Raw genomic sequence first — 9753 nt, forward strand, 5'->3', positions numbered from 1 at the left:
CAATTGAGTAGCGCAACCAGCTCTGCATTGCAAGAATGGTGTTGATACGATACCAAAGCCCATGGACAGCGATGGCAAGACCGTGGAACTGATCGAGCGACTGGCCCGGCTGGTAACCAACGAGGGCCACGCGCACGGGCTGAAACCGGTGCAGTGGGAGGCCTTGCGCTATCTGGCGCGCGCCAACCGCTTCTCGCGTACGCCGGGCGGCCTCACCGCCTATCTCGGCCTGACCAAGGGCACGGTTTCGCAGACCCTGATGACCCTCGAACGGGCCGGCCTGGTGGAAAAGACCGCCAATCCGGGCGACGGGCGCTCGGTGCGTCTCGATCTCACCGCCGCCGGCGCCGCCATGCTCGACCATGACGGCATGGCGACGATCGGCAAGGCGCTGGAGGTCCTGCCGGCAACCGTGCGGGCGGACCTGCATGCGGGCGTCGAGGCGCTGGTCAGGTCGGTGCTCGACCTGCGCTCGGGACGTGCCTTCGGCATCTGCCGCGAATGCCGGCACTTCGCCGCCGAGGCACGGGGCCCCGGCCTTCATTATTGCCGGCTTTTGCAGGCGCCGCTGGAAGAGGCGGAGGCCGGCCAGATCTGCCAGGAGCAGGAGGCTGCCTGACCGGGAACCGCGCGTCGATGCGGGCGATTGCCGTCCCGGCAAAAGATTGATATTGAACGGGCGATGGAAGAACTGTTTGGAGACCCGTGCTACAAGGGTTTTGTGCTGCAGGACAAGAAGCGCCTGCCGGCACGGTTCTTCGCGTGGGTTTCGGGCTCGGCGACCAGCCGACTTCGCTAGAGCGCGCCTGATCGCCATCGGCCCGGCAACGGGCTTCTCCTGTTTTCCATATCGACGGATTTACGCAAATGAGCGCACCGCGCACCCTCTACGACAAGATTTTCGACGATCACGTGGTCGACCGCCAGGACGACGGCACCTGCCTGCTCTATATCGACCGCCATCTCGTCCATGAAGTGACCAGCCCGCAGGCCTTCGAGGGGCTGCGCATGGCCGGCCGCAAGGTTCGCCATCCCGAGAAGACGCTGGCCGTGGTCGACCACAACGTGCCGACCTCGCCCGACCGCGTCAACGGCATCAAGAACGAGGAAAGCCGCATCCAGGTCGAGGCGCTGGCCAGGAACGCCGCCGATTTCGGCGTCGAGTACTATTCCGAGAAGGACCGCCGCCAGGGCATCGTCCACATCATCGGCCCCGAGCAGGGCTTCACCCTGCCCGGCATGACCATCGTGTGCGGCGACAGCCATACCTCCACACATGGTGCGTTCGGCGCCTTGGCGCACGGCATCGGCACCTCGGAGGTCGAGCATGTGCTGGCCACCCAGACGCTGATCCAGAAGAAGGCGAAGAACATGCTGGTGCGCGTCGACGGGCAACTGCCCGAGGGCGTCACTGCCAAGGATATCATCCTCGCCATCATCGGCGAGATCGGCACCGCCGGCGGCACCGGCTACGTCATCGAATATGCCGGCGAGGCGATCCGTTCGCTGTCGATGGAAGGCCGCATGACCGTCTGCAACATGTCGATCGAAGGCGGCGCCCGCGCCGGCCTGATCGCACCCGACGAGACGACCTTCGCCTATGTGAAGGACAAGCCGCGCGCGCCCACGGGCAAGGCGTGGGACATGGCCGTGGAATACTGGAAGACGCTGAAGACCGACGAAGGGGCGCATTACGACAAGGTCGTGGTGCTCGATGCAGCCTCGCTGCCGCCGATCGTCACCTGGGGCTCGTCGCCCGAGGACGTCGTTTCGGTGACCGGCACGGTCCCCGATCCGGAGCTGATCGAGGACGAGAACAAGCGCAACTCCAAGAAGCGCGCGCTGGAGTATATGGGCCTGACCGCCGGCACGAAGATCACCGACATCGCCATCGACCGCGTGTTCATCGGCTCCTGCACCAATGGCCGCATCGAGGACCTGCGCGCCGTGGCCGCCGTCGCCAAGGGCAGACAAGTCAATCCGCGCGTCAACGCCATGATCGTGCCGGGCTCGGGCCTGGTGAAGGCGCAGGCCGAGGCCGAAGGGCTCGACAAGATCTTCATCGAGGCCGGCTTCGACTGGCGCGAGCCGGGCTGCTCCATGTGCCTTGCCATGAACGACGACCGGCTGAAGCCGCATGAGCGCTGTGCCTCGACCTCCAACCGAAATTTCGAGGGCCGGCAGGGCTTCAAGGGCCGCACCCATCTGGTGTCGCCGGCCATGGCGGCGGCGGCGGCCATTGCCGGCCATTTCGTCGATATCCGCGACTGGCAGTAAGGACGATCAACGTGGTCAAGAAAAAGCCCCGCGCCATGCGCGGGGCTTTCTTCATTTCGGGATGGGTGCCGGGTCAGATTGCTGCCGGGTCAATCGGGGCGGCGCACGAACTCGTGATAGGAATCGCGGCGGCCGGGAACGTCCTTGCCGACCACCAGCGCCAGATGCGCCGCGTCGAACAGCCGGAACCATTCGTCCCATTCGACGAGCTCGTAGCCGCCGGCATTGGCGGGGCGCTCGGCCTGGCCCGTGTCGGCATAGGCGTGCTGGCCGAAGACCAGCCGCAGCATCGGCTGGGTTCCGGCTTCCGGGGATACGTCGACGATGGCCGGCGCGCCGGCGCGTGCCGCCGCCCAATCCCTGATCGTCTCGTGATCGATGAGTGTGACCGTTTCGGCCATGTCTGCCTCCTTCGCCCTGTAGGCGGATAACGCCGGCCCGGGGCCGGGGTTCCATGCCCGAGAATGGCACAAAATCCGGTGCGGAGCTTCCCGTTAACCGGTTTTTTGGCTGTCGTTGGGTAAACCGGGTATAAGAGGCGGGATCCTATGAGCGGCGCAAGTTTCATCCTGGCGATCAACTTGTTCCTCTCCGGCCTTCTGGCCGGGGCCTTCATGATGATCGCCGTTTACGATGCGCGTCGCATCTCGGCCCGCTGGCTGGTCGTTTCCAACCTCCTGTGCATGGCCTATCTGGTCGTCGAGTTCGGCATCCCCGCCTTTGACAATGCGCGCCTGCCGGTGGTGCTGGCCTTCGCGCTGTTCCTCGCCGCGACCATGGCCTACAATTTCGGCCTGGCCCGCAAATATGAGGTGGCGCTGGCCTGGGTGCCGATGGCGATGTTCTTCGTCGGCGCCAGCGTGTTCCTCTATTTCGCGCAGGAACTGCCGCGCCAGTCCACGGTTCGCATGATGGCCTATCAGGGGCCTTATGCGGCCATGCAATTGGTGGCGGCCTGCATCATATGGGCCTCCCGGCAGCGGCTGGAACTGATCGACCGGCTGCTCATGGGCACGCTCGTCGGCAGCGCCGCGCAATTCGCGGCCAAGCCCTTCCTCGCCCATGCGCTTGGCGGCTGGGGGAGCGCGCCGCAGGAATATCTTCAGACCGCCTATGCCATGGCCTCGCAATCACTGGGCACGGTGTTCGCCATGGCGGTCGCGGTGCTGACGCTGGTCGTTCTGGTGCGCGACGTGATGGCCGACGCCAACGCCCGTTCCGAGATCGACGCGCTGTCGCGGCTGTTCAATCGCAACGGCTTCATGACCCATGCCGACCAGGCGTTGCGCGAGGCGGCGCGCAGGGGCCTGCCGGTTTCGCTGGCGATCGCCGATCTCGACCATTTCAAGGAAATCAACGACGGTTTCGGCCATGCGGCGGGCGACCGCGTCATCGAGACGTTCGGCGGTCTTCTCGCCCGTTCGGCCGGGCGCGGCCATGTCGTGGGCCGTATCGGTGGCGAGGAGTTCGCCATCCTGATGCCGCAGGTCAATCTGGGCAGGGCGCGCCTGTTCGCCGAAAGCGTGCGCGGCGCCTTTAGCGACAGGCCGGTCGAGGGGCTGCCCGCAGCCCATCGCTGCACCGCAAGCTTCGGCATCGCCGAGATGCTGCCGCAGGAACGGCTGGGCGACCTGATGCGGCGCGCCGACGAGGCGCTCTATACGGCCAAGAAGGCCGGGCGCGACCAGGTGCGCATTTCACCCACCCCCCTGACGGTGCTGACCGGGGGCACGTCGTCGGACGCGGGGGTGAACCTCAACGGCAGGGGCTGAGTTCGGGCATCTCGCCGTCGGCAAGGCCGTACATATGGCTGCGGCCCTTGACGAAGACGGGCGGCCGGTAGCAGTCGGCCGATGCCCTTTCTTCCGCCCTGTCGAGATAGATGACCTTCGGTTCACTGGTGGCCGTGTAGGCGGCCATCTGCCGGGCCATGTGCCCCTGGCCGACGACGATGCGCTTGTAGCCGGCGGCGCTGTCGACCACGAGATTGCCGAAGGAATCGGCATAGACATGGTCGCCGTCCTGCCAGGCGGTGGCCGGCGCGGCGAAGCCGATGCACAGAACGGCCAGCGCGGCGACACGGGCGACGGGCCGGGCCATGGCGGGCAGACGATGACTGTGGCGCATTGTTGCCTCCCTGTATGTGCGCCCCTTGCGCACGGATTCTCCTTCGGCCAGCATTAACCATTTCTTAATCTTTGTTAAGATGCCGGGATGCGGCGCGGCGGCATCCGGGATTTCTGGCTGATGCACTATGAGCAGCTTCAACCAATTGAAAAGACTGAATATTCCGCGAAAATCCCGGATTTTTGCCTCCGCAGGACGATGCCGTACTTGATCCGCGGACATCGGCGCGGTTACATCGGGCGGCATCCCGCAGGGGTGTTCGTGGTTCGGCTGCAGGCGATTGCCCCCGAATCGACTGCAACCGGAAGCCGATTCCGGGTTTGCTCCGTAGGTCCGCGCCCCCTGGAGGTGAAGCTGATGAATCTGTGCCGGATGGCGAAGGTGGCTGCCGCCTTGTTGCCGATCGTCTGCGCGGCCTGTGTCTCGAACCAAGGCGCGAAACCGCTAGCGGACAAGACGCTGGTCGATCCGACCGACGGAGAGGGGTCGGCGGCCATGGCCATCGTCACCGAAAAGGAGACGGCGCAGCCCGGCACCGCTACCTACAATTGCGCCGACGGCAGCATGATGACCATCCGCAATCTGGGCACCGCCATCCGCATCCTCGGCCCCGACGGCGACGACGAGGAACTGCCGGCCGCCCCCGCCAACCAGCGCAGCCGCTACGGACTGGGCGTCGATGCCGTGGTGCTCGACGGACCCGAGGCGCTGGTGGTCAAGGGCCGGCACCCGCCACTCACCTGCACAAGATGAGTGTTTTAGTCAGGTTAAGTATTCGCGCGGCTGATCTTGCAAATCTTAATCGGTTGAAGGCCCGCCGGATGGATTACTCAGACTAAATTATGAATAGGAAACGATTTTCCGGCTTTGACGCGGTGCAAAAAGAGTTCTAGAACGCCGCTATCCAAAGTCGCTTTCCGAGCTGGTCATGACGCATATGCGCCGGACTGTCCGTGCCGGGAAAGCCCAATGGAGGAGCCCAACGGGGGAGCCATGAGCCGTTCACCAGCCACCCACGCCCAGCCCAGGCCACGGCCGCTGTCGCCGCATCTGACCGTCTACCGGCCCAAGATCACCATGACCATGTCGATCGTGCACCGCATCACCGGCGGCGCGCTCTATTTCGGCACGTTGCTGGTCGCGCTCTGGTTGATCGCGGCGGCCGGGTCGAGGGACACCTTCGAGACCGTCAACTGGTTCTTCGGCACCCTGATCGGCCGGCTGGTCCTGTTCGGCTACACCTGGGCGCTGATGCAGCACATGCTGGGCGGTATCCGCCACTTCATCTGGGATACGGGCGCGGCGCTCGACAAGCACACCGCCTCGAAGCTCGGATGGGCGACGCTGTTCGGGTCCATCGTGCTCACCGTCGCGATCTGGGTCGTCGGCTACATGGTGCGGGGAGGCTGGGCATGAGCGGCAGCGGTAAGGACATGCGCACGCCGCTGGGCAAGGTGCGCGGCCTCGGCTCGGCCCATGAGGGCACCCTGCATTTCTGGCGCCAGCGCCTCACGGCGCTCGCCAACCTGCCGCTGTTCCTGTTCTTCGTCGGTTTTCTGGTCGTCATGAACGGGGCCGGCTATGACGAGGTGCGGGCGGCGCTCGGCCATCCCGCCGTGGCGCTGGTCATGATCGCCATGCTGTTGTCCGGCCTCTACCACATGCGCCTCGGCATGCAGGTCATCATCGAGGACTATGTCCACGGCGAGGGCTCGAAGCTGGCGCTTCTCATCCTCAATACCTTCTTCACGGCAGCGGTCGGCATCGTCTCGATCTTCGCCCTGCTCAAGCTCGCATTCGGAGGCTGACCGGTGGCCGCCTATACCTATGTCGATCACAAATTCGATGTCGTCGTCGTCGGCGCCGGCGGCGCCGGCCTGCGCGCCACGCTGGGCATGGCCGAGCAGGGGCTGAGGACGGCCTGCATCACCAAGGTGTTCCCGACCCGCTCGCACACCGTCGCGGCACAGGGCGGCATCGCCGCCTCGCTGCAGAACATGGGCCCCGACCACTGGCACTGGCACCTCTACGACACCGTCAAGGGCTCCGACTGGCTGGGCGACACCGACGCCATGGAATATCTGGCGCGCGAGGCGCCGGCCGCCGTCTACGAACTCGAGCACTACGGCGTGCCGTTCTCGCGCACCGAGGAAGGCAAGATCTACCAGCGCCCGTTCGGCGGCCATATGATGAACTATGGCGACGGCCCGCCGGTGCAGCGCACCTGCGCGGCGGCCGACCGCACCGGCCACGCCATCCTGCACACGCTCTACGGCCAGTCGCTGAAGCATCACGCGCAGTTCTTCATCGAATATTTCGCGCTCGACCTGATCATGGACCAGGACGGCACCTGCACCGGCGTGATGGCGTGGAACCTCGATGACGGCACCATCCACCGCTTCTCGGCCAAGATGGTGGTGCTGGCCACCGGCGGCTATGGCCGCTCCTATTTCTCCGCCACCTCGGCCCACACCTGTACCGGCGACGGCGGCGGCATGGCGGCGCGGGCCGGCCTACCGCTCCAGGACATGGAGTTCGTGCAGTTCCACCCGACCGGCATCTACGGCGCCGGCTGCCTGATCACCGAGGGCGCGCGCGGCGAGGGCGGCTATCTGGTCAATTCCGAGGGCGAGCGCTTCATGGAGCGCTACGCGCCGTCGGCCAAGGACCTTGCCTCGCGCGACGTGGTTTCGCGCTGCATGACCATGGAGATCCGCGAAGGCCGGGGCGTCGGCAAGAACAAGGACCACATCTTCCTGCATCTCGACCATCTTGACCCGGCGGTGCTGCACGAGCGCCTGCCCGGCATTTCCGAATCGGCCAAGATCTTCGCCGGCGTCGACCTCACCAAGGAGCCGATCCCGGTGCTGCCGACGGTGCACTACAATATGGGCGGCGTGCCGACCAATTATTGGGGCGAGGTGCTCAACCCGACCGCCGGCCAGCCCGACCGCGTGTCGCCCGGCCTGATGGCGGTGGGTGAGGCCGGCTGCGCCTCGGTGCACGGGGCCAACCGCCTCGGCTCCAATTCGCTGATCGACCTCGTGGTGTTCGGCCGCGCCGCCGCCATCCGCGCCGGCGAGATCGTCGACGCCAAGTCGCCGGTGCCGGCGCTCAACCAGGCGAGCTGCGACCGCATCATGGACCGCTTCGACCGGCTGCGCCATGCCAACGGCTCGACGCCGACCGCCGTCATCCGCGAGCGCATGCAGCGCGCCATGCAGGACGACGCGGCGGTGTTCCGCACCCAGGAATCGCTGGAGAACGGCTGCCGGCGCATCTCGCAGATCTGGGGCGAGCTGAAGGAGATCAAGGTCTTCGACCGCTCGATGATCTGGAACTCCGACCTCGTCGAGACGCTGGAGCTGGAGAACCTGATGGCCAACGCCATCACCACCGTCTACAGCGCCGAGGCGCGCAAGGAGAGCCGCGGGGCGCACGCCCGCGAGGACTTCACCGAGCGTGACGACAAGAACTGGCGCAAGCACACGCTGGCTCATCTCAGCCCCGACGGCAAGGTCACGCTCACCTATCGCCCGGTGCACACCGAGCCGCAGATCAAGCCCGAGGACGGCGGCATCGATCCGGCCAAGATCGCGCCCAAGGCGCGCGTGTATTGAGGATCTGAAAAATGGTCGAACTCACGCTCCCCAAGAACTCGCAGATCAAGCAGGGCAAGACCTGGCCGAAGCCGGAAGGCGCCACCAACCTGCGCGAATACCGCATCTATCGCTGGTCGCCGGACGACGACGAGAACCCGCGCATGGACACCTATTTCGTCGACATGGACGATTGCGGGCCGATGGTCCTCGACGCGCTGCTGTGGATCAAGAACAAGATCGACCCGACGCTGACGCTGCGCCGTTCCTGCCGCGAAGGCATCTGCGGTTCCTGCGCCATGAACATCGACGGCGCCAACACGCTGGCCTGCACCAAGGGCGCCGACGACATCAACGGGCCGGTCAAGGTCTATCCGCTGCCGCACATGCCGGTGATCAAGGACCTCGTGCCCGACCTCAACAATTTCTATGCCCAGCACGCCTCGATCGAGCCCTGGCTGCAAACGGTCTCGCCGGAGCCGGCGAAGGAATGGCTGCAAAGCCATGAGGACCGCGAGAAGCTGGACGGCCTCTACGAGTGCATCCTGTGCGCCTGTTGCTCCACCGCTTGCCCGAGCTACTGGTGGAACGGCGACCGTTATCTCGGCCCCGCCGTGCTGCTGCAGGCCTATCGCTGGCTCATCGACTCCCGCGACGAGGCGACCGGCGAGCGGCTGGACAATCTGGAAGACCCGTTCCGGCTCTATCGCTGCCACACCATCATGAACTGCACGCAGACCTGCCCCAAGGGCCTGAACCCGGCCAAGGCGATCGCCGAGATCAAGAAGATGATGGTCGAGCGCCGGGTCTGACCGGGGACCGGGCAAGGGTTCGCGCCAACTGGTTTGCGCCCGCGCCCTGATCGTTTATAGCAGGGCCGCTGCCGGATTCCGGCGGCGGCCCTTGTCTTTTGCGGAGGTTGGTGTGGTGGACAGCGACGATTCCCTCATTCTCAGCGCGCTTGAAGCGCGCATTCTCGGCTGCCTCATCGAGAAGAAGGAACTGACGCCGGACGTCTATCCGCTGACCGCCAACGCGCTCCTGGCGGCGGCGAACCAGAAGACGGCGCGCGAGCCGGTCATGGCGCTGACGCAGGCGGATGTGCAGCGCGGCCTGAAGATGCTGGAGCAGAAGGGGCTGGTGCGGCAGATCTTTGCCTCGCGCGTCGAACGCTATGAGCATCTGATGGCGCAGAAATTCTCGCTGACCGTGCCGCAGACGGCACTGCTCGGCCTGCTCATGCTGCGCGGCCCGCAGACGGTGCATGAACTTCTGGCGCGCTCCGAGCGCATGGCCCGCTTCGCCTCCGCCGACGACCTGCGCGGGGAGCTCGACATGCTGATCGGCAAGCGTCCGCCGCTGGTGCAGGAAATCGGCCGCGGTCCCGGCCAGCGCGAGGACCGCTACGCGCATCTGCTTTCGGGCGAGGTCGATGTCGCGGCCCTGGCAGTGGCTTCCGGCCCGGTCGTGGTGTCGGGCGATGCGGAACTCGAAGCGCGCATCGCGGCGCTGGAGGAGCAGGTGCGCCAGCTCACCGAACGGCTCGACGCGCTGGGGGCCTGAGCGTTTTGCAGATGGGTGGAAATATCCGGGTGGCTTGTTCCAGCCGATACGTCCGGCACTTTGCCGGGCGGGCACTTGTGCCGACAGACACCCCATCGTCATCAACTCTGATGGTTTTGATTGTCTCTGAGCCTTGCGTTGAGGGTTATGATGATCTTTCGCATGGTCGCTGCGATTGCGAGGATCG

Annotated in this window: 11 protein-coding genes; 9 read left to right on the top strand and 2 right to left on the bottom strand. The window is 65.6% G+C overall.

Annotated features, from left to right (window positions below; genetic code table 11):
* The first annotated feature begins 61 nt into the window (after positions 1-61).
* Positions 62-619, top strand: a complete 558-nt coding sequence (locus ABID37_RS24480; protein ID WP_354199586.1) for a MarR family winged helix-turn-helix transcriptional regulator — start codon at positions 62-64, stop codon at positions 617-619.
* Positions 620-867: 248 nt separating this feature from the next.
* Positions 868-2277 (top strand): 3-isopropylmalate dehydratase large subunit, encoded by a 1410-nt coding sequence (leuC, locus tag ABID37_RS24485; protein WP_354199587.1) that lies wholly within the window; start codon positions 868-870, stop codon positions 2275-2277.
* 89 nt (positions 2278-2366) lie between these two features.
* On the opposite strand, the gene ABID37_RS24490 is transcribed toward leuC, so the two are convergent.
* The gene (locus ABID37_RS24490; protein WP_354199588.1) at positions 2367-2678 is read right to left on the bottom strand and encodes a hypothetical protein; all 312 of its coding nucleotides are present in this window, start codon (positions 2676-2678) and stop codon (positions 2367-2369) included.
* A 147-nt stretch (positions 2679-2825) separates the two neighbouring features.
* On the opposite strand from ABID37_RS24490, the gene ABID37_RS24495 reads away from it, so the two are divergent.
* The gene (locus tag ABID37_RS24495; RefSeq protein WP_354199589.1) at positions 2826-4049 is read left to right on the top strand and encodes a GGDEF domain-containing protein; all 1224 of its coding nucleotides are present in this window, start codon (positions 2826-2828) and stop codon (positions 4047-4049) included.
* Here ABID37_RS24495 and ABID37_RS24500 read toward each other — a convergent pair.
* A complete protein-coding gene (locus ABID37_RS24500; RefSeq protein ID WP_354199590.1) occupies positions 4033-4404 on the bottom strand; it encodes a hypothetical protein in 372 nt (123 codons plus the stop codon). The genes ABID37_RS24495 and ABID37_RS24500 overlap by 17 nt on opposite strands.
* 357 nt (positions 4405-4761) lie before the next feature.
* On the opposite strand from ABID37_RS24500, the gene ABID37_RS24505 reads away from it, so the two are divergent.
* The 6 genes from ABID37_RS24505 (at position 4762) to ABID37_RS24530 (ending at position 9566) form a co-directional block, all read left to right on the top strand.
* Positions 4762-5157, top strand: a complete 396-nt coding sequence (locus ABID37_RS24505; RefSeq protein WP_354199591.1) for a hypothetical protein — start codon at positions 4762-4764, stop codon at positions 5155-5157.
* Between the two features lie 240 nt (positions 5158-5397).
* Entirely contained in the window at positions 5398-5820 is a 423-nt protein-coding gene (sdhC, locus tag ABID37_RS24510; RefSeq protein ID WP_354199592.1) for a succinate dehydrogenase, cytochrome b556 subunit, read from the top strand.
* Positions 5817-6212 carry a succinate dehydrogenase, hydrophobic membrane anchor protein gene (gene sdhD, locus ABID37_RS24515; protein ID WP_354199593.1) on the top strand — a complete coding sequence of 132 codons (396 nt, stop codon included), beginning with the start codon at positions 5817-5819 and terminating at the stop codon, positions 6210-6212. Before sdhC ends, sdhD begins: the two co-directional genes overlap by 4 nt.
* A gap of 3 nt (positions 6213-6215) precedes the next feature.
* On the top strand, positions 6216-8024 hold the full coding sequence (gene sdhA / locus ABID37_RS24520; RefSeq protein ID WP_354199594.1) for a succinate dehydrogenase flavoprotein subunit: 1809 nt from the start codon (positions 6216-6218) through the stop codon (positions 8022-8024).
* An 11-nt stretch (positions 8025-8035) separates the two neighbouring features.
* Positions 8036-8815: a succinate dehydrogenase iron-sulfur subunit gene (locus ABID37_RS24525; protein WP_354199595.1), complete on the top strand. Its 780-nt coding sequence runs from the start codon at positions 8036-8038 to the stop codon at positions 8813-8815.
* Positions 8816-8930: 115 nt separating this feature from the next.
* On the top strand, positions 8931-9566 hold the full coding sequence (locus ABID37_RS24530) for a YceH family protein (RefSeq protein ID WP_354199596.1): 636 nt from the start codon (positions 8931-8933) through the stop codon (positions 9564-9566).
* Positions 9567-9753 lie beyond the last annotated feature (187 nt).

Source organism: Aquamicrobium terrae (genome assembly GCF_040545735.1).
Taxonomy (GTDB): Bacteria; Pseudomonadota; Alphaproteobacteria; order Rhizobiales; family Rhizobiaceae; genus Mesorhizobium; species Mesorhizobium terrae_A.